A 17,385-nucleotide genomic window follows, 5' to 3' on the forward strand; every position below is an offset into this window, starting at 1 on the left:
TGTCCTGCCGGGGCCGTTTGGCCGGCGCGTCCTGTAGGTGATCTTGAATAGGCACAGATATAGCAGTCGGCCAGACAACTGCAAAGCATTGTATAAATTCGCTTTTCAGGGGTTGACAGCTCGTTCTGGAAACGTAAAATGGCGCGCCTCAGATGCAGCGAACCACGGTTCAAAGCGGATGAGATTGGAAAGTTAGAAGTTCCGCGATAGCTCAGTCGGTAGAGCAAATGACTGTTAATCATTGGGTCCCTGGTTCGAGTCCAGGTCGCGGAGCCAACTTCCAAACGGGGTATAGCGCAGTCCGGTAGCGCGCCTGCTTTGGGAGCAGGATGTCGGGAGTTCGAATCTCTCTACCCCGACCACTCCTTTTTATGGGTCGTTAGCTCAGTCGGTAGAGCAGTTGGCTTTTAACCAATTGGTCGTAGGTTCGAATCCTACACGACCCACCATATTCAGGAATGTCAGGTAGCCATCAGGTTGCCAGGCTTCCTCAAGAAGCCCACCTCTCGAGGTGGGCTTTTTCGTTTCCGGCCTTTCATTCCTGCATCTACGCACTGGCGCCAGACCTCCAGAGTCCCGTGTTCGGGCGGTCGATCGGTTGCTGCGGCGAGTTGCCGCAGGTCCGTACATTCTTTTTGGGTCTGACACCCGACCTCACGGGACTGGTTCTCTCCCGGCTGCCCGTGCCGCTTCGTTGTTTTTCGCCTGCCTGCGGCCGGTCTGCCTGCGGACCTGTCGCGTCTGCCTGTGCTCCATCCCCCTCAGTGAATACCCCATCGCTCACATGGTCTTTCCTCGTACCTGCCCCTGGGAAAGACTCCGCTCCACGCAAAAGCAGGCGGAGACGAACCGTTCGTCCCCTTCGGCTCTTTGCACGCTTGCCCAGACGCACTACCGCGCCGGGTGCACGAGAACGGTTCCAGCGGGAGAGGAACTCCCGATTGTGGTTGCGCGATGCAGATGCTGTACGCAGCTGATTCTGGATGCCTCTACATGACCAAGTTGAATGGAATGGCTCGCAGCCTGGAGGGAACATGAGCAACGCAAGCGCAGGGGTGAAAGGCAAGGAGGTCCCGGTGATCCGTGAAGACGCCGCCGACCAGGCCTTCGAGACCCCCGAAACGGTATCCAAGCGAACGTCGGTGCGGCTCACCAACATCCGCAGCAACGGCGAAAGCAAACGCACCGCCAATGACAGCCAGCTGGTCTGGTTCGACAGCGCCCAGCTGGCGACCCGCCGCCCCGACGATGGCATCTTCGTCCGCGTCATCAACTCGCTCTACACCGGCATCGTCCTTTATATGGACAACCTCGCCGAACTGCTCCCCGCCGTCCCCTCGCGGATGCACGTGGTGCTCCGCCTGCGCAACGCGGCCGAGCTCAAGGCCTTCCGCGAAGGCCCGCAGTTCGAGGACTTCAAGAAGGGCGTCGCCGCCCGCAACCGCTCCGTCGCCTACAACGACGCCGACGTCCTGGCCGATCTGGCTCGCGACGGCCTGCTCACCTGCTACACCAGCTACGTTGATGATCGCGAAAGCCTGCTGGCCGCCATCGACCTGGGGCTGCGCAGCAACTACCTGTGGATCCTCTTCCGCGACCCCACCAACATCCCGCTGGAGCTGGTGATCGCCTCGCTGCAATCCACCTCCACCGTGCTGATGAAGGAAATCAAGGCGCCCACCGACGTGGATGACGCCATTGTCTCCTACGGGGTGATGGAATACGGCGCCGAAGGGGTGATCTTCTCGCCCCGCGACCACGGCGTGATGAGCGAATTCCTCGCCCGCATGTCCCAGGCGCAGAGCGCCGCCAACCTCAATATCCAGGTCGGCACCGTGATCGAAAGCCGCCCGGTGGGCATGGGCTACCGCGCCTGCATCGACGCCTCCACCCTGTTCGAGCCCGACGAGGGCATGCTGGTCGGCAGCACCTCCCAGGGTGGGCTGCTGTGCTGCCCCGAGGTCTACTTCCTGCCCTACATGGAGCTGCGGCCGTTCCGCGTCAACGCCGGCGCCGTGCACTGCTACGTGTTCAACACCGAGAACCGCACCGACTACATGAGCGAGCTGAAGGCCGGCTCGCCGATCATGATCGTCAACTCCAAGGGCCGTGTTCGCCGCGCCGCCGTGGGCCGCATGAAGATCGAGCAGCGCCCGCTGCGCCTGATCGAGGTCGAGTTCCCCGGCAAGGAGCGGGTCAACATCCTCATGCAGGACGACTGGCACGTACGCATCTTCTCCGACGCCGCCAAGCCGCTGAACATCTCCGAGCTCAAGCCCGGCGACAAGGTCCTCGGCTACGTCACCGAGCCCGGCCGCCACGTGGGCATCAAGATCAACGAATCGATCATCGAGAAATAGGGGCGCGCCATGAGCTACGTCAGCAGAGTACTGAGGGAGCGGCGCTTGCTGTTCCCGGCCTCGCGGCGCGGATTGATCGTGCCCATCGACCACGGCCTGACCCTCGGGCCCATCGCCGGCATGACCCACACCGCCGATTTCGAGAAATGGATCGCCAGCGACCACATCAGCGCGGTCATCGGCCACAAGGGCCTGATCGAGCGGCTGATCCTGCGGGACATGCTGCACCCCTCCACCGGGGTCATCCTCCACCTCAACGGCATGGCCAGCATCGCCCCCGAGCCCGACACCAAGATCATGGTGTCGAGCATCGACACGGCGCTGGAGCTGGGCGCCGACGCGGTGTCGATACAGATCAACTTCACCGAGGACAACTTCCAGCACAACGTCGCCCTGCTCGGCGCCATGACCGACGCCGCCCACAGCGCCGGCTTCCCCATCCTCACCATGCTCTACGACAAGGTCCGCGGGCTCTCCGCCAGTGATCGGCAGAAGCGCCTCAGCCACCTGGTACGGGTGGTGGCCGAACTCGGCTCCGACGCGGTGAAGCTGGCCATGCCCGAGTCCGCCAGTGATTGCACCGAACTGGTGGAAACCCACTGCCGCGACATCCGCATCTTCTTCGCCGGCGGCGAACGCACGGAAGACGAACGCCTGCTCGGCCTCACCCGCTCCATCCTCGCCAGCGGCGCCGCCGGCCTGTGCGTCGGGCGCAACGTCTTCCAGCACCCGCGCCCCCTCGAACTGCTGAGGCGCCTGGCGGACTGCATCAAGGGCGAGACGGAATACCTCAGTCGCGCCGTGTGAACGGAACTCAACTCCACGCGACCGCCACAAGCGGTCAACCCAGGGTGACAGGTCAATGGATTACCTCGACGACAACGCGGCGCCCACCGGTGCCCGCAACGAATACGTGCTCTCGCCGCTGTGGAAGGACCTCTTCCCCGAGGGGCTGCTGAGCCGGCTCAACGCCAACCCCTTCCTCGTGGCCTGCCGCAACGGCGCGGTCAGCCTCGACCAGGTGCGCCACTTCCTCATCCAGCACCACTACTACTCCCAGTACTTCACCCGCTACCTCTGCGCGCTGATGGGCAGCATCGCCGACCAGGGCGAGTTCAAGTCGCTGTCCTGCAACCTCACCGAGGAACTGTCCGGCGGCGACAGCGTCGACATCTCCCACGCCGAGCTGTACCGCCGCTCCATGGACCTGATGTCGGCCCCGCCGCGCAGCCGCCCCCTGCTGCCCGGCACGCGCCAGCTGATCGACGGCATGTTCCGCCACTGCCGCAGCAGCGACCCGATCGACGGCCTGGCAGCCCTGTGCCTCGGCGCCGAAGCCATAGTCCCGCTGATCTACGGCCCGGTGCTCGACGCCCTGCGCAGCCACAACGCCCCGCGCGAGGCCGAGCACTTCTTCGTCCTGCACATCGAGGAAGACGAGGACCACGCCATCGTCATGCGCGAGATCATCGACCGCATGCTCGTCGAGCGTCCCTACCTGCGCGCCCGCGTCATCGCCATCGGCGAGGAGATGGTGCACCTGCGCATGGCCATGCTCACCGAGCTGGCCCAGGGCCCCAGCGCCCAGCCCCTCGGTGCCGCCAGCACCCTGATGAGTGCGGAGGCCCTGCAGACGCTGCGCGGCGATGCCTCGCTCGGCAGTGGCAACTTCCTCGATCGCTGCCTGGCGCTGAGCACCACGCCCGACGAGCCGTTCCTGTTCCTCGACAAGCCCCTGACCCTGCTGCGCGGCACGCCGGTTGGCGCTCTGTCGCTCAATGACCTGCAGCACCACCGCATGGCCCTGGCCGCCTGGTACCTGGAGCAAGGCGTGAAGCCCGGCGACGTGGTCGCGGTCACGGTCGAGGACGGCCTCTCCCCACTGCTGCACTACCTGGCGCTGACCAGCCTGGGTGCGGCCATCTCGCTGATGAACCCAGCCATGCCGGCCGAGTTCGGCATTGCCTACATGGACGAGAACGGCTTCGAGCGCCTGGTGACCGACGCCGTCACCCTGATCACCAGCGACTTCGCCCGGCAGTGGCGCGATGCCGGCCGCCCGGTACTCGATGTCACCCGCGCCGCCCTCGACCCGGCGCCGCGCATGCCCGCCTGGTGGCCGCTGGAGCCGCAGGATTCCACCCTGGTGATGCTCAGCCACACCTCCGGCACCACCGGCCTGCCCAAGGCGGTGCGCTTCGAACACCGGCAGTTCTTCATGGGCAAGCGTGCCCGCATCGGGCGCTTCGCCGAAGGCCCGGACGAGCGCTTCCTCAGCGCCCTGCCGCAGTCCCACTCGGCGGCCATCAGCCACCTGGAAACCGCCATCCTCCACGGCATTCCCACCTTCGTCCTCGGCACTCAGCAGGGCGAGGCGCTGCGCGAAGCCATCCAGCGCTTTGCGCCGACCACGGTGGCGGCCTTCCCGCGCAGCTACGTGCTGCTGGTCGAAGGCGGCATCGGCCATGACGAGTTCCCCACCGTGCGCCGCTGGTTCGCCATGGGCGATGCCTCGCACCAGAGCCATATCCGCCAGGTACTCGAAGGCGCGCCGCAATCGCGCTTCATCGACGCCTTCGGCAGCTCCGAACTGGGCATGGCGCTGTTCCGCAGCGAATCGACCCTCGATGCCGTCGCCGCCCAGCGCTGCATCGGCCGCCCGGTGGACATCGCCGTGGCCAAGGTGCTCGACCCGCACAGCGGTGACGAGGTGAAGCCCGGCGAAGTCGGCCTGCTCGCCGTGCGCTCGCCCACCGTCACCTCCGGCTACTGGAAGCAGCCGCAGAAGACCGTCGACGCCTGGCGCGGCGGCTACTTCCTCACCGGTGACATCGCCTTCTGCAAGGACGGCGAGTTCTTCCAGATCGACCGCGCGGTCGACGTCATCGAGTCGCCCGCCGGCGCCCTGCACACCCTCCAGTTGGAGGAAGCGGCGCAGCAGGTGGAAAGCGTCTGCGACGTCACCGTGGTCGGCGTCGACCCGGCCCGCAGCGGCGGTGTCGGCCTGGTCGCCCTGGTGCTGCCCGACCGCTATGCGGGCGACCCGGCCACCATCGCCTCCCGTGTGCTGCGCACCCTGCACGAGGCCTGCGCCCAGCGCGGCGTGATCGTCGCCGAGGGCTTCATCGCCGTCGCCGTGGTCAGTGACCTGGCGTTCCTGCCGGTCGGCGCCACCGGCAAGGTGCTCAAGCGTCACCTGCGTGGCGTGGCCCAGGCGCTGCTGGCCGGGGAGGGCGGGCACCAGGTGCTGCACCTGCTGCGCCCGGCCCTCGCCGATCGCCAACTCGCCGCTGCCGGGCACGGGCTCTGAGCCCCGCGCCGGTTATCCACAGAAGGAATCTCAGCATGACTCAAGCAATCCAGGAGGCCGGCGCACTGGCGTCGGTCCGCCAGCGCCTCGCGGCTGCCGAGGCCGATGGGCAGACCGAATACGAATGCATGGGCCGCGATTTCGTGGTGCATGAGGGGGTGTTCCCGCCGACCCACTTCCAGTCCACCGGCATCTTCACCCGCCACGTGCCCTACCCACGGGGCGGGCGCTTCCTCGAGATCGGCTGCGGCGCCGGCGTCACTGCGGTCACCGCCGCCCTGGAGGGCTGCCGCGAGGTGGTGGCCAGCGACATCAGCGAGGCCGCCGTGCGCAACACCCGCGCCAATGCGGCGCGGCATGGCGTCACCGGAGTGATGTCGGTCCGCCAGGGCGACCTGTTCAAGGTGCTGGAGGCGGGCGAGCGTTTCGACGTCATCTTCTGGAATTCCAACTTCGTCTTCGTCGAGGCGGAACACGTGTTCGACAAGGCCATCATGCTGGCCTTCTGCGACCCGGGTTACGCCGCCCACAAGCGCTTCCTCGACGAGGCGCCGGACTACCTCGCCGAAGGCGGCCTGCTGCTGATGGGCTTCAGCAGCCAGGGCGACGGCAGCGCGCTGGAGGCGATGCTCGCCGAGCACGGTTACGGCGCGCGGCTGCTGTCCTCGGTGACCGGCCAGGGCACAGGCGCGCCGCGCTACGACATCCTCCAGCTCCTGCCGGGTGCGCACGCATCCGCAGGCGCCTGACCGGCAGCGACGGAGGCTCATCGTGAGCACAGGCCAGAAGACCCAGCACGCCGCCGTGGCCATCGTCGGCGGTGGCCCCGTGGGGATGATGCTCGCGCTGTTCCTGGACCACCACGGCGTGCCCGTGGTGCTGTTCAACAGCGAGCGCAACACCCGCTGGCACCCCAAGGGCAACACCCACAACTCGCGCACCATGGAGCACTACCGGCGCCTGGGCCTGGCGGAGGCCATCCGCCGCCTCGGCCTGCCCCTGGACCACCCGCGCGACGTCGCCTACTTCACCCGCCTCAATGCCTGGGAACTGGCGCGCCTGGACATGCCGTCCGAGCGCGAACGCATGGCGGCCGCACGCAGCGCCGAGGACACCGACCAGGTGCCCGAGCCGCTGCTGCGGGCCAACCAGATGTACGTCGAGCGCTTCCTGCTCGAACACATCCGCACCCGCCCCAACATCCAGCTGCGCTTCGGCTGGCGGGTCAGCGGCTTCGAGCAGGATGCCGACGGCGTGCGCCTGATCGCCGTGGAAAGCGCCAGCGGCGAGGCCATCGAGCACTGGACCGCCGACTACCTGGTGGGCTGCGACGGTGGTCAGAGCTTCGTCCGTCGCACCCTCGGCATCGGCTACCTGGGGCCAGACGGCTCCAGTGGCGGCTTCCTCAGCGGGCGCATGTTCTCCAGCCATGTGCGCATCCCTGCGCTGCACCGCGACATCCTCGCCGGGCGCAAGGCCTGGATGTACAACGTGGTGGCGCCCGATGCGCGCATGCTGCTGATCAGCCTGGACGGCGCGGACGAGTTCCTGCTCATGACCCAGGCGCGCTCCCATGACGAGATGCCCCAGGACGACCGGGTCGTCGCCGCCATCCGCCAGGGCATCGGCGCCGAGGTCGGCGTCGAGGTGCTGGCCCACGCCGTCTGGCACGGCGGCCTGGCTCTGGTGGCCGAGCGCTTCTCCGATCGCCGGGTGTTCCTCGCCGGCGATGCCACCCACCTGTTCTCGCCCACCGGCGGCTTCGGCATGAACACCGGCATCGACGGCGCCGCCAACCTCGCCTGGAAGCTGGCCGCCGCGGTGCAGGGCTGGGCCGGTGAAGGGTTGCTGGCTTCCTACGAGGCGGAGCGGCGCCCGGTCACCCTGCGCAACACCGAGGCCGCGCGCCAGCTCACCCAACGGGTGGGCAAGGTGGAAGTGCCCGCCGCCGTCGAGGCGCGGGGCACCGAGGGCGAGCGCGCCCGTGCCCGACTCGGTGTTTCGTTGCGTGGTTTCCGTGGCCAGTTCACTTCCATCGGTGTGGAGCTGGGCGCGCGCTACGACGGCTCGCCCATCGTCTGGCAGCAAGGTCAGCCGCCCGAGGACGACCCCCTGCACTACCGACCCAGCACCGTGCCCGGCGGGCGCTTGCCGCACCTGTGGCTGCCGGCGGGTGAGGGCTCGCGACGCTCGGTATTCGACCTGCTCGGCAGCGGCTTCACCCTGCTGCGCAACGGCCCTGATGCGCCGTCGGTGGAGCGCCTGCGCGATGCCGCCGCCGCCCGTGGCATTCCGCTGACGGTGGTGGAACTGCCGGCCAGCGCCCGCGACTGCTACCGCTGCGGATTGCTGCTGGTGCGCCCCGACCAGCACATCGGCTGGCGCGGCGATGCGGTGCCAGAAGACGCTGGCGCGGTACTGGAAAAACTCGTGGGCCACGGTTGTGTCGTGAGCCCGAAGGATGGCCAGGCGCTGGGTAGCGTCCTGGGTGCGGTTGGCTAGATCAACGACCGGGTCACTGACCCGCAAGGAGGATGTATGAGCTCACTGGAAGCCGGCTTCGACACCGGCGAGATGCTGGAACAGGACCTGCAGTCGGATTACGCCGAGGATGCCGAGGAGAACGCGGCGGCCTTCGCCCTGATCGAGGACGACCCCAACCCGCAAGTGGTCAACGGCGAGCCGGAAGGCGCCTCGATCCGCTTCGTGAAGACCGGCGAGACCACCCGTGGCCGCTACCTGATGGCCAAGGTGGAAATCCCCCCGGGCTCGGGCCCGCCGCTGCACGTGCACACCCGCACGGACGAGTGGTTCTACGCCCCTGACGGTGGCGTGGTGATGCTCATGGGCACCCGCACCTACACCGACATGGACAACCCGCCGGACGTCTCCGGGCGCGACACCATCCGCATGATCCCCATGAAGAAGGGCGCCATGGTCTTCGGCCGGCGCAACCACATCCACGGCTTCCTCAACATCTCCGACAAGACCGTGATGATGTGGCTGGTGTGGACCCCCGACACCCCCGAAGTGACCCTCAAGGATTACTTCGAATCCATCGCCCGGCCGATCCTCCCGGGCGTCCGTGGCGCACGCAACAACCCCATCGTGCAGCTCAAGGCGGTCAGCGAGGCGCGCGACTACGGAATGATGTTCAGCACCGACTTCTGGCAGTACGCCGAGAAGGTGGAGGAGGGCGAGGCGCCCTTCGGCAAGAACCTGGACGGCCTGATCAGGCTGTTCGAATCCGCCAAGCAGGCGTGAAACACGGGACAACCCAACAAGGAACGAGGTGACACATGAGTATTCTGGCGAACAAGACCGCGATCGTGACCGGGGCCAGCTCCGGCATCGGCTTCGAGGCCGCGAAGCTCTTCGCGAAAGAGGGCGCCAAGGTGGTGGCCGTGGCTCGTCGGGGCGAGGCCCTGGAGCGGCTGGTGGACGAGATCACCGCTGCTGGCGGCGTGGCTGTCGCCCTGGCCGGTGACATCAAGGACGAGCAGTGCGTGCGTGAGTCGGTGGCCCTGGCGGTGAGCAGCTTCGGCGGCCTCGACATCGCCTTCAACAACGCCGGCTCCATGGGCGCCCTGGGCGCGGTGACCGATATCTCCCTCGAAGGCTGGCACGACACGATCGACACCAACCTGACCAGCGCCTTCCTCTGCGCGCGCCACCAGATCCCCGAGCTGCTCAAGCGCCCCGGCGCCTCGCTGATCTTCACCTCGTCCTTCGTCGGTCACAGCGTCGGCTTCCCGGGCATGGCCGCCTACGCGGCGAGCAAGGCCGGGCTGGTGGGCCTGACCCGCACCCTGGCGGCCGAGTACGGCGGCCAGGGCCTGCGCGTCAACGTGCTGCTGCCCGGTGGCACCGACACCGAGATGGGCCGCGCCGCCGCCTCCACCCCGGAGCAGAAGGCCTTCGTCGAGAGCATCCACGCGCTCAAGCGCATGGCGCGCCCGGAAGAGATCGCCCAGTCGGCGCTGTACCTGGCGTCCGATGCCTCCAGCTTCGTCACCGGCACGACCCTGTTCGTGGAAGGCGGCGTGACCATCACCCGCACGTGAACCGGCGGGGGCCTCGCGCCCCCGCCCCAGGAAGCCGACCCCGTTCAGGAACGAACATGAAGAAGCACAACGACTCCCCGTCGCTCGACGCCATCCGGGAGGGCGCAGCCGGCTTCGGCGCCTCCGGCCGTCGCGATTTCCTCACCCGCCTGCTGGCCCTCGGCGCGGGCGCCGGTGCCGCCGGCATGGGCCTGCTGCCCGCCGCCGCCCTGGCCGGCGAGCGCGATGGCCGCCCGGCCCAGCGCCTGGACTACGACTACGTGATAGTCGGCGCCGGTTCTTCTGGCTGCCTGCTGGCCGACCGCCTGTCCGCCACCGGCGCCTCGGTGCTGCTGATCGAAGCCGGCAGCCATCGCATCGACCAACCTAAGGTCCGCGAAGTGGCCCTGTGGCTGCAGAACATCGGCAGCGACACCGACTGGGCCCGCCAGAGCACCGCCCAGGCGCAGCTGGACAACCGCCAGCAGGCCCTGGCGGCCGGCAAGGTGGTGGGTGGCTCCGGCAGCATCAACGCGATGATCTGGCTGCGCGGCGACCCCCGCGACCTGGCCCAGTGGCAACGCCATGTCGGCGGCCCCTGGACTGCCGAGGCGCTGCTCCGCGCCTATGACGACATGGCACGCCCGGTGGGCAGCCCCGGCAGCGGCCCCTCGCGCATCCGCGTCGGCCGCTACGCCGACCCGCACCCGCTCACCGCCGCCTACCTGGCCGCCAGCGGCGACACCGGGCTGCGCACCATCGAACTGAATGCCGGCCGCCCGCTCAATGGCGCCGGGGTCACCGAGGTCAACGCCACCGCCGACGGCTACCGGGTCGGCCCGGCCCAGGCCTTCCTGGTGCCGGCCTTGGCCCGCGCCAACCTCAGCGTGCTGGCCGATGCGCTGATCACCAACCTGATCATCCAGGGCAACCGCTGCCGGGGCGTGCGCGCGCTGGTGGACAACGCCCTGGTGCAGATCCGCGCCAACCGCGAAACCATCCTCTGCGCCGGCACCTGCGAGTCGCCCAAGCTGCTGATGCTTTCCGGCATCGGCCCGCTGGACGAGCTGCGCGCCCAGGGCATCCCGGTGCGCCAGCACCTGCCGGCGGTGGGCCGCAACCTGCAGGACCACCTGCTGCTGAGCCTGCAGTACCGCTCCCGGGTGTTCGTGCCGCCGCAGCTCTCCAACGGTGTGTCGACCATGTCGTACTACAGCAACGGCCCGGCGCACCTCGCCCCGGACGTGCAGGTGGCCGGCATGCAGTACCCCTTCGGCCCGCTGCAGGCGCCGGCCGGCGGTTCCTACACGCTGATCCCCTTCCTCGCCAAGCCGCGCAGCCGCGGCCGCGCGCGCCTGGCCGGCACGGACCCGCGCCAGAACATGCTGCTGGACCCGGGCTACCTCACCGAGCGCGTCGACCGCGACAACATGGTCTTCGCCCTCGAGCGCGGCCTGGCCCTGGGCGCGAGCCGCGCGCTGGCCGGGTTCAACGGCGGCCTCTACCCGGCCGACCCGCTGCGCACCTACGCCGAGAAGCTGGCCTTCATCGCCCGCAACGCCGGCCCCGGCCTGCACTACACCGGCACCTGCTCCGCCGGCCGTGACCCGGCCAGCAGCGTGGTGGACTCGCGCTTCCGGGTCTGGGGCGTGGACGGGTTACGGGTGGTGGACGCCTCGGTGATCCCCGAGATGCCGGCGGTGAACATCCACGCCTCGGTGCTCTCGGTCGCCCAGCTCGCCGCGAAGGTACTGGTGGAGGAGCGCCGCTCGCACCCCCACCACGCCACGGCCTGAACCGACGCCCGCGCCCCTGGTGGCGCGGGCCTTCCCAACCCGAACCCGAGGCAACGCCATGAAGACCCTGTTGGCCGAGAAGGCCGAGCTGATCGACAAGAGCGTCGACGCCATGAACACCCACCTGGTGGCCACGGAGCGGCCGCTGCGCGAGAAGGTCGCGCTGACCTGCCGTGTGCTCTTCACCCATGGGCACGACTCCGGCCTCGCCGGGCAGATCACCGCACGCACCGGGGCTCCGGGGCGCTACCTGACCCAGCGCCTGGGGCTGGGCTTCGACGAGATCACCCCGGCCAACCTGCTGGAGGTGGACGAGGACCTGGTGGTGATGGCCGGCGACGGCATGGCGAACCCGGCCAACCGCTTCCATTCCTGGATCTACCGTGCGCGCCCGGATGTGAACTGCATCGTCCACACCCACCCCATGCACGCCAGCGCGTTGTCGCTGCTGGAGCGCCCGCTGAAGGTGGCGCACATGGACAGCTGCATGCTCTACGACGAGGTGTCCTTCCTCGCGCGTTGGCCGGGCGTGCCGGTGGGCAACGAGGAGGGCGAGCTGATCGCCTCGGTGTTGCAGCACCGCCGCGCCGCTCTGCTGGCCCACCACGGCCTGGTGATCGCCGCGCGCAGCGTCGAGGAAGCCTGCGTACTCGCCGTGCAGGTGGAACGCACCGCGCGCATGCAGCTGCTGGCCGAGGCGGCGGGGGAGATCCGCGACATCGACCCGGCCCTGGCCCGCGAGGCCCACGACTGGATCCTCCAGCCCACGCGCAGCCGCGCCACCTTCGACTACTTCGCCCGCCGCGCCCTGCGCGAGCTGCCCTTCTGACCTTTCACTTTCTTCACGAGGTTTCCGCCATGCAGCCATCCCTGCTTTCCAAGAACGCCCTGGTCACCGGGGCCTCCCGTGGCATCGGCAAGGCCACCGCCCTGGCCCTAGGCGCCGCCGGCGCCTATGTGCTGGTGCACTGCAACCGTGGGGTCAACGAGGCCCACGGCGTGGTCACCGAGATCCGCGACCGGGGTGGCCGCGCCGACGTGCTGGTGGCCGATCTCGCCAGCGCCGAAGGGCCGCGCATCCTCGCCGCCGAGATGGGTGAGCGCGTGCGCCGCCTGGACGTGCTGGTGGCCAGCGCCGGCATCGCCCAGACCGCGACGCTGGAGGAGACCCGCATCGAGGACTTCGATCGCCTGTTCGCGGTCAACGTGCGCGCGCCGTTCTTCCTGGTCCAGCAGTTGCTGCCGCTGCTGGGCGAGGGCAGCAGCCTGGTGCTGATCTCCTCCCTGGGTGCGCGCTCGGCGGTGGGGGACATTCCCGCCTACGCCGCCACCAAGGGCGCGCTGGACACCCTGGTGCTGCATTTCGCCCAGGCGCTGGGCGGGCGCGGCATCCGCGTCAACGGCCTGGCCCCGGGGGTGGTGGACACCGAGATGTCCAGCTTCGTGCGCAGCGATGAGGGGCGCGACTTCGTGCTCGGCATCCAGGCCCTGCAGCGCATCGCGCAGCCGGAGGATATCGCCGACGCGGCGTTGTTCCTGGCCTCCGACGCCTCGCGCTGGATCACCGGGGACATCCTCAGCGTCGACGGCGGCACCAAGCTGTAACCACGGGCCGCCAGGGGTAGACACCATGAACATGAAGACCGAACTGCCCGCCACCGGGCTCGCCGGCCACGGCGGCACGTCGAGGAACCTCGAACTCGACCGGCTGCGCGCCATCGCCGTGCTGCTGACCTTCTACGTCCACCTGTACCAGGTGTTCTACCCCTGGACCTTCACCATGCACTACCCCAAGCCCGAGTCGGTGCTCGACCTGTTCGGCAACGCCTGGGCCGGGGTCGACCTGTTCTTCGTGATCTCCGGCTACATCATCTCGCGCACCCTGCTGGAACAGCTGGACGGGTTGCGCAGTGGCGTGCAGCGGGCGGCCTGCATCCGCGCCTTCTACGTGCGCCGGGTGTTCCGCATCCTGCCGGTGGCCTGGCTGGTGGTGGCGCTGGTGATGCTGTTCAGCCTGTTCCTCAACCAGGGCCAGTACTTCGCCCCGCCGGTGTACAACGCCCAGGCGGCGCTGGGCATTTTCACCTACACCTTCAACTTCTGGCTGCCCGACAACAAGATCGCCGGCGGCGTGCCGCTGGCGCCCTACTGGAGCCTGTCGGTGGAGGAGCAGTTCTACCTGTTCTACCCGCTGTTCCTGCTGCTGCTGAAAAGCACCCGCGCGCGGGTGATGGCTCTGGTGGGCGGCTTGCTGCTGGTCAGCCTGGTGCTGCGGCCCTTCAGCCTCTCCGACCCGATGAAGGTGTTCTTCTTCACCCAGACCCGCTGCGACGGCCTGATCTATGGCTGCCTGCTGTACCTGGCCACCACCCAGAGCTGGTTCGAGGCGATCCGCGTGCGTGCCGGCCGCCATCGTTACGCCGGGGCGCTGGTGGTGACGCTGCTGGCGCTGGTGCTGGGCAGCGTCACCGCCATCGGCTTCGGCAACACCCTGGCGGTGCCGGTGGTCTGCGCGCTGTCCCTGGCGCTGGTGTTCATGGCCGCCTGCGAGGGCAACCTGATCGTCTTCCCGCAACCGCTGCAGTGGGTGCTGGACTACCTCGGCAAGCGCTCCTACACCTTCTACCTGGTGCACATCCCGATGTTCTACCTGACCCTGGAGCTGATGTTCCGCTACACCCGCAGCGAAGGCATCGCCATCACCGACGCGCTCTGGCCGCAGTACACGGCGCTGATGCTGGTGCTGGTGTTCGGCGCCACCGAACTGATCCACCGCACCGTGGAGAAACCCATGATCGCCCTCGGCAAGCGCATCACCGAACGCTCCCGCCTGCCCGCCGAGCCGGCCGCGCAAGCCCTGGTCCCCACGCCGGCCCCGTAGGTCGCCGGCGCGGTGCTGAGGTTGGGTAGGGTGGATGACGCTTCACCCATCCACCGGGCGGGGGCGGGTTTCAATGCAACGCTTCGGGCATAACGGCGTGCCCTGTTCGACCCCGCCTGGTGGAGGTAAAGAGCGACCTCCACCCTACACAGCGGTCACGTCCATTCGGCGGTGTTGTCTTGCAGGTTTTTTGTAGGGGCGACTTCAGTGGCTCTGTCTGCGTTAAGTGTTGCTAGAGGATTTGAGTCCAGCTGATTGCCGAGCTCTGGTGATGTTTCTGGTTTCGCCCACCCGGGCGAGTCCCTTTTCTCAGTCGTCGGGATGCCGAACCACAGAAAAGGAACCAAAAGGGCTTGCCCCATCATCCGGCCCGACTGCGTCGGGTTCCCTCACTCCATCGCCGTTACTCGCTACGCTCGCCCTTCGGGCCGCACTGAAGTGCGTTCGCCGCAAGCGTCGTCTGGGGGCCGGCGCGATGGGCCATCCATGGCCTGGCGCGCCTCTCGCGGCATCCATGCCGCTCGTCCCCCGGCGCAACGACTGCGTTCGGCCTCCTGGAGGGGCGTTGGCGGCTGCTCCAACTTTCTTCGTCCAGCGCATCACCACGTGGTGCGCACAGGCTTTCGTAGGATGGTGTAGAGCGAAGCGAAACCCATGCGGTGGAGGTGGCACAAACCCTCAAGCGCCCGGAAAGCACCGTGCTTGAGCGCCTGCATTAAAACCACAACAGCTAACGCAGACAGAGCCACTTCAGTCGCCCAGCGGCGCGTAGCGTCGTCCGCCCGTAGGCGCGAATTCATTCGCGATCAGGCGTCATCCTGGGCACCCAGCTCTCCCGCCTTCCACATCCTGTACCGCTCCGGCATGCACACCGCGCAGGGCCGGTAGCCGGCGCTGAGCGCCGTGGCTTCGTCGAGAAAGAACACCCGCTGTGCCTGGTAGCCACCCCGGGCCAGGGCCTGCAGGGCGCTGCGGCAGTCGAGGCGGCCGTAGAGCTTGTTGCGGCGGTGGCCGCCGAGGGTGCCGGGGCGGTTGCTGGCAAAGGGGCGGCCGTCGGCGCCGATCAGGGTCCAGGTTCTGTCCGGCATGGCTCAGTGCCTGGCGGGGAAGTCCAGCTCCAGGCTCAGGCGCTGACCGCTGCGCACCCGGCTGGTGCCGTGCTTGAGGCCGGCACCGTAGAGCTGGCCAAGGCTGTTGCGCACCGGGCGGCGGCCGATGCTGAGGAGCACCGCGTCGCCCTGGCGCAGGGGCAGCACCGTGGCGCGCGACTGCATGCGTGGGCGCTGTTCGGTGACGACGAATTCGCCACCGCTGAAGTCCTGCCCGGGACAGGACAGCAGGATGGCGATGCGCAGCGGCAGGGCCGTGCCGTCGCCCTGGCGCAGGTTCAGGTAGTCGCCGGCTTCCAGTCGGCACAGCTGTGCATCGACTGTAATGCCCTGGAGTGGGTAGCGGTGCGCTTCACCCAGGGCTTCGTTCCAGCGATTGGCCAGGCTGGCGAGCTCGGGAGGGTACGCGTCCGCGAACGACGTGCCGGCCGTGGCGATCCACTCGCCACGGCCAGGCTCCGGGGGCGCGAGGCCGGCGCCTTGGGTTTCCGCCAGCCTGCGCCAGTGCTGCACCGCGCCTGCATCCAGCAGGCCGGGCAGCAGGGCGTAGCCGTCGTCTTCCAGGCTGCGGGTGAGCGCCGACCAGTCCAGCGTCATGGCTGGGCCACGGCCTGCTTGCTGCGAGGGGCTGCGCTGGCACTGGCGGCCTTGGCCGGCTTGGCTTCGCGCAACAGCAGCTCGCGTTTGCGGTCGATGCCCCAGCGGTAGCCGGAGAGATCACCATTGCGCCGCACCACGCGGTGGCAGGGGATGGCCACCGCGATGTGGTTGGCACCGCAGGCCTGGGCCACCGCACGCACCGCCTTGGGCGCGCCGATGCGTTCGGCGATGTCGGTGTAGCTGACGGTGGTGCCTGGCGGGATGTCCCGCAGGGCTTTCCACACCCGCTCCTGGAACGCCGTACCGCGCACGTCCAGGGGCAGGTTGAGGCCCAGGGAGGGCGCCTCGATGAAACCGACCACCTGGGCCACCAGGCGCTCGAAGTCGGCATCGCCCCCCACCAGCTGGGCCTTGGGGAACTGGTCCTGCAGGTCACGCACCAGTTCGTCCGGGTCGTCGCCCAGAAGGATGGCGCAGACCCCGCGCTGGCTTTGGGCGACGAGGATGGCCCCCAGCGAGCACTGGGCCACGGCGAAGTGGATGGAGGCGCCGGCACCGCCATCGCGGTATTCGCTGGCGCGCATGCCGAGCAGCTGGTCCGAGGTTTCGTAGAAGCGGCTGTTGGAGTTGAAGCCGGCGCCGTAGATGGCGTCGGTCACCGAGGTGCCGACATCGCTGAGCTCCTGGCGCAGGCGGCGCGCGCGGTAGGCCGAGACATAGGCCTTGGGGGTCAGCCCGGTTTCGGTCTTGAACACCCGGTGGAAGTGCGAGGGGCTCATGCCCGAGCGCTGCGCCAACTGGTTGAGGTTCAGCGGCGTGTCGGCGGCCTCGATGGCACGGCAGGCCTCGGCGATCAATGAGGTGCGCCGGGCAGCGGTGCTGGTGCGGTCGCCGGCCAGGCTGCGGCTGGCGCGATAGCCGGCGGCTTCGGCGGCGGCCGGGTTATCGAAGAACTCGACGTTCTTGCGGTTGGGCAGACGGGTCGAGGAGCTGGGGCGGCAGTAGACGCCGGTGGTCTTCACCGCGTAGACGAACTGGTCGTCGGCGGCGCTGTCGCGGGCGATGACGGCTGCCCAGCGTTGATCGTCCGTGAGGTAGAGAGCGGTTTCGTGCGGGTTCCTGCTCATGGTGGCTATCCAGAAGTACCGTTGACTATTGCAGGTTAAAACCGAATTCAAACGCAAGAACTCCGGTTCTTGCGTTCGAATCCACCGTGGCTCCGCCGAGGCGTTCCGATGCGGGCGGAGGGGGCGCTGGAGGGTATAGATGATGAGCCTCTCCAGCGT

The 17,385-nt window shown here is 68.3% G+C and carries 14 protein-coding genes and 3 tRNA genes; 14 read left to right on the forward strand and 3 right to left on the reverse strand.

The window, feature by feature from the left end:
- Positions 1 to 200: 200 nt before the first annotated feature.
- The 14 genes from ACXI0U_RS02025 to ACXI0U_RS02090 all read left to right on the forward strand — a co-directional run bounded on the left by ACXI0U_RS02025 (position 201) and on the right by ACXI0U_RS02090 (position 14,390).
- Positions 201 to 276: transfer RNA gene (locus ACXI0U_RS02025), tRNA-Asn, on the forward strand.
- Positions 277 to 285: 9 nt separating this feature from the next.
- Positions 286 to 362 (forward strand) — tRNA-Pro (locus ACXI0U_RS02030).
- An 11-nt stretch (positions 363 to 373) separates the two neighbouring features.
- Positions 374 to 449 (forward strand) — tRNA-Lys (locus tag ACXI0U_RS02035).
- Between the two features lie 585 nt (positions 450 to 1,034).
- Positions 1,035 to 2,360: a 3-dehydroquinate synthase II domain-containing protein gene (locus ACXI0U_RS02040; RefSeq protein WP_479549655.1), complete on the forward strand. Its 1,326-nt coding sequence runs from the start codon at positions 1,035 to 1,037 to the stop codon at positions 2,358 to 2,360.
- 9 nt (positions 2,361 to 2,369) lie between these two features.
- Positions 2,370 to 3,167, forward strand: coding sequence for a class I fructose-bisphosphate aldolase (locus tag ACXI0U_RS02045; RefSeq protein ID WP_037022255.1), 798 nt, complete (start codon positions 2,370 to 2,372; stop codon positions 3,165 to 3,167).
- A gap of 55 nt (positions 3,168 to 3,222) precedes the next feature.
- Positions 3,223 to 5,670, forward strand: coding sequence for an AMP-binding protein (locus ACXI0U_RS02050; RefSeq protein WP_479549656.1), 2,448 nt, complete (start codon positions 3,223 to 3,225; stop codon positions 5,668 to 5,670).
- Between the two features lie 35 nt (positions 5,671 to 5,705).
- Positions 5,706 to 6,419: a methyltransferase gene (locus ACXI0U_RS02055; RefSeq protein WP_479549657.1), complete on the forward strand. Its 714-nt coding sequence runs from the start codon at positions 5,706 to 5,708 to the stop codon at positions 6,417 to 6,419.
- A gap of 22 nt (positions 6,420 to 6,441) precedes the next feature.
- Complete coding sequence (locus ACXI0U_RS02060) at positions 6,442 to 8,172, forward strand: FAD-dependent monooxygenase (protein WP_479549658.1); 1,731 nt, start codon at positions 6,442 to 6,444, stop codon at positions 8,170 to 8,172.
- 36 nt (positions 8,173 to 8,208) lie between these two features.
- Positions 8,209 to 8,934, forward strand: a complete 726-nt coding sequence (locus ACXI0U_RS02065) for a cupin domain-containing protein (RefSeq protein ID WP_021221812.1) — start codon at positions 8,209 to 8,211, stop codon at positions 8,932 to 8,934.
- Between the two features lie 35 nt (positions 8,935 to 8,969).
- Positions 8,970 to 9,734: an SDR family oxidoreductase gene (locus ACXI0U_RS02070; RefSeq protein ID WP_479549659.1), complete on the forward strand. Its 765-nt coding sequence runs from the start codon at positions 8,970 to 8,972 to the stop codon at positions 9,732 to 9,734.
- 56 nt (positions 9,735 to 9,790) lie between these two features.
- A complete protein-coding gene (locus ACXI0U_RS02075) occupies positions 9,791 to 11,509 on the forward strand; it encodes a GMC family oxidoreductase (RefSeq protein ID WP_479549660.1) in 1,719 nt (572 codons plus the stop codon).
- 58 nt (positions 11,510 to 11,567) lie between these two features.
- Positions 11,568 to 12,338 (forward strand): aldolase, encoded by a 771-nt coding sequence (locus ACXI0U_RS02080; protein ID WP_263400596.1) that lies wholly within the window; start codon positions 11,568 to 11,570, stop codon positions 12,336 to 12,338.
- Between the two features lie 29 nt (positions 12,339 to 12,367).
- Positions 12,368 to 13,114, forward strand: a complete 747-nt coding sequence (locus ACXI0U_RS02085; RefSeq protein WP_479549661.1) for an SDR family NAD(P)-dependent oxidoreductase — start codon at positions 12,368 to 12,370, stop codon at positions 13,112 to 13,114.
- 25 nt (positions 13,115 to 13,139) lie between these two features.
- Positions 13,140 to 14,390, forward strand: coding sequence for an acyltransferase family protein (locus tag ACXI0U_RS02090; protein WP_479549662.1), 1,251 nt, complete (start codon positions 13,140 to 13,142; stop codon positions 14,388 to 14,390).
- An 806-nt stretch (positions 14,391 to 15,196) separates the two neighbouring features.
- On the opposite strand, the gene ACXI0U_RS02095 is transcribed toward ACXI0U_RS02090, so the two are convergent.
- Genes ACXI0U_RS02095 through ada form a run of 3 tightly spaced genes read right to left on the reverse strand, consistent with a single transcriptional unit; the run spans position 15,197 to position 17,226 of the window.
- On the reverse strand, positions 15,197 to 15,478 hold the full coding sequence (locus ACXI0U_RS02095) for an Ada metal-binding domain-containing protein (RefSeq protein WP_479549663.1): 282 nt from the start codon (positions 15,476 to 15,478) through the stop codon (positions 15,197 to 15,199).
- Positions 15,479 to 15,481: 3 nt separating this feature from the next.
- Positions 15,482 to 16,096, reverse strand: coding sequence for a 2OG-Fe(II) oxygenase (locus tag ACXI0U_RS02100; RefSeq protein ID WP_479549664.1), 615 nt, complete (start codon positions 16,094 to 16,096; stop codon positions 15,482 to 15,484).
- Positions 16,093 to 17,226, reverse strand: a complete 1,134-nt coding sequence (gene ada, locus ACXI0U_RS02105) for a bifunctional DNA-binding transcriptional regulator/O6-methylguanine-DNA methyltransferase Ada (RefSeq protein ID WP_184488616.1) — start codon at positions 17,224 to 17,226, stop codon at positions 16,093 to 16,095. The genes ACXI0U_RS02100 and ada overlap by 4 nt, the downstream gene beginning before the upstream one ends.
- Positions 17,227 to 17,385 lie beyond the last annotated feature (159 nt).

The sequence above is a fragment of the Pseudomonas sp. C9D1 genome (assembly GCF_056491235.1).

Excerpts from the sequence above, each read along its gene's own strand:
- ACXI0U_RS02040 (WP_479549655.1), top strand. The coding sequence starts at position 1,035 with ATGAGCAACGCAAGCGCAGGGGTGAAAGGCAAGGAGGTCCCGGTGATC.
- ACXI0U_RS02045 (WP_037022255.1), top strand. The coding sequence starts at position 2,370 with ATGAGCTACGTCAGCAGAGTACTGAGGGAGCGGCGCTTGCTGTTCCCG.
- ACXI0U_RS02050 (WP_479549656.1), top strand. The coding sequence starts at position 3,223 with ATGGATTACCTCGACGACAACGCGGCGCCCACCGGTGCCCGCAACGAA.
- ACXI0U_RS02055 (WP_479549657.1), top strand. The coding sequence starts at position 5,706 with ATGACTCAAGCAATCCAGGAGGCCGGCGCACTGGCGTCGGTCCGCCAG.
- ACXI0U_RS02065 (WP_021221812.1), top strand. The coding sequence starts at position 8,209 with ATGAGCTCACTGGAAGCCGGCTTCGACACCGGCGAGATGCTGGAACAG.
- ACXI0U_RS02070 (WP_479549659.1), top strand. The coding sequence starts at position 8,970 with ATGAGTATTCTGGCGAACAAGACCGCGATCGTGACCGGGGCCAGCTCC.
- ACXI0U_RS02075 (WP_479549660.1), top strand. The coding sequence starts at position 9,791 with ATGAAGAAGCACAACGACTCCCCGTCGCTCGACGCCATCCGGGAGGGC.
- ACXI0U_RS02080 (WP_263400596.1), top strand. The coding sequence starts at position 11,568 with ATGAAGACCCTGTTGGCCGAGAAGGCCGAGCTGATCGACAAGAGCGTC.
- ACXI0U_RS02085 (WP_479549661.1), top strand. The coding sequence starts at position 12,368 with ATGCAGCCATCCCTGCTTTCCAAGAACGCCCTGGTCACCGGGGCCTCC.
- ACXI0U_RS02090 (WP_479549662.1), top strand. The coding sequence starts at position 13,140 with ATGAACATGAAGACCGAACTGCCCGCCACCGGGCTCGCCGGCCACGGC.
- ACXI0U_RS02095 (WP_479549663.1), bottom strand. The coding sequence starts at position 15,478 with ATGCCGGACAGAACCTGGACCCTGATCGGCGCCGACGGCCGCCCCTTT.
- ACXI0U_RS02100 (WP_479549664.1), bottom strand. The coding sequence starts at position 16,096 with ATGACGCTGGACTGGTCGGCGCTCACCCGCAGCCTGGAAGACGACGGC.
- ada (WP_184488616.1), bottom strand. The coding sequence starts at position 17,226 with ATGAGCAGGAACCCGCACGAAACCGCTCTCTACCTCACGGACGATCAA.